Annotated in this window: 1 pseudogene; it reads left to right on the top strand. The window is 80.3% G+C overall.

Annotated elements, in window-relative coordinates:
* Positions 1–54: 54 nt before the first annotated feature.
* A pseudogene (locus CCN44_RS42450) lies at positions 55–1201 on the top strand (ATP-binding protein); the annotation flags it as partial.

Below are 1201 nucleotides of genomic sequence, written 5' to 3'. Positions count from 1 at the left end.
CCCGTGACCCACCCTCCGAAGGCCGCCGTCCCGGCCATGCCCGACGATCCCGAGATGCCGACCCCCGCACCCGACCCCGAGCACCTGTGGGTGCGGTTGCGGGCGGTCGAGGAGCGGGTGCGGTGGGCGGTGGCCGGGCGGCGGGCCGGTGATCCCGATCCCGACGACCCGTACCGGGGGCAGTACCTCACCCCCGAGGCGGCGGCGCGCATGCTGGACGAGCCGGGAGGGCTCGACGTGCCCGGGCATGAGCCCTGGCAGCCGCCGGCCGGGTCCGTCCTGGCCGGGCTGGTCGGGCGGTTCGGGCTGTCGTCGCTGGACATGGACCTGCTCCTGGTCGCGGTGGCACCCGATCTGGACGCGCGGTTCGAGCGGCTCTACGGCTACCTCAACGACGACCTGACGCGCCGCCGGCCCACCGTCGGGCTCGCCCTGGAGCTGTGCGGGCTCGCCGGCGCGGCGCCCGGCCGGTTCCGGCTCGCCCCCTCGGCGCCCCTGGTCGCGGGCGGCCTGGTGGAGGTCACCGAGCCGGAACGCCCGCCGCTGTCCCGCGTCCTGGTGGTCCCCGACCGGGTCACCGCGCACCTCCTCGGCCACGCCCGGCCCGACGCCCGGCTCGCCGGCGTGCTCGACGACGAGGCCCGCGAGGACCCGACCGCCGAGCCCGCCGAGATCCGCCGGACGGCCGCCGCGGCCGTGACCGGCACCGGCCTCGTGCACCTGCGCGGCCGGGGCGGCGACGCCGGGGGCCTGGCCGTCGCGGCCCTGCGCGCGGCCGGCCTGCGCCCGCTCGTCCTGGACGCGGCGGCGCTCGCCGGGCGGTCCGGCGACGTACCGGAGCTGGCGCGGGTGGCCGCGCTCGAAGCCCGGCTGACCGGTGCAGGGGTCGTCCTGGGCCCGCTGGACGCGCTGCCCGCGGAACCCGCCGAACGGACCCGCACGCTCCGCGCCGTGTGCACGGCGCTGCGCGGGATCCCCCTCCTCACGCACGGCACCGTCGGCTGGGACCCGGCCTGGGCGGCCGACACCCCCGTCGTCCTGACCGTGCCCGCGCCCTCGCCCGAGCGGCAGGCGGCGCGCTGGCGGCACGCCCTGGAGCGGGCCGCCGGTGCCGGCGCCGTGACCGGCGACGCCGAGGCGCTCGCCCGCGCGGTGGCCGCGCACCGCCTGGACTCCGGGCAGGTGCGCCGCGCCGCCGACG

This window comes from Streptomyces tricolor (assembly GCF_002155905.1).
Classification (GTDB): Bacteria; Actinomycetota; Actinomycetes; order Streptomycetales; family Streptomycetaceae; genus Streptomyces; species Streptomyces tricolor.
This window is presented reverse-complemented; position numbering and strand designations above follow the sequence as displayed.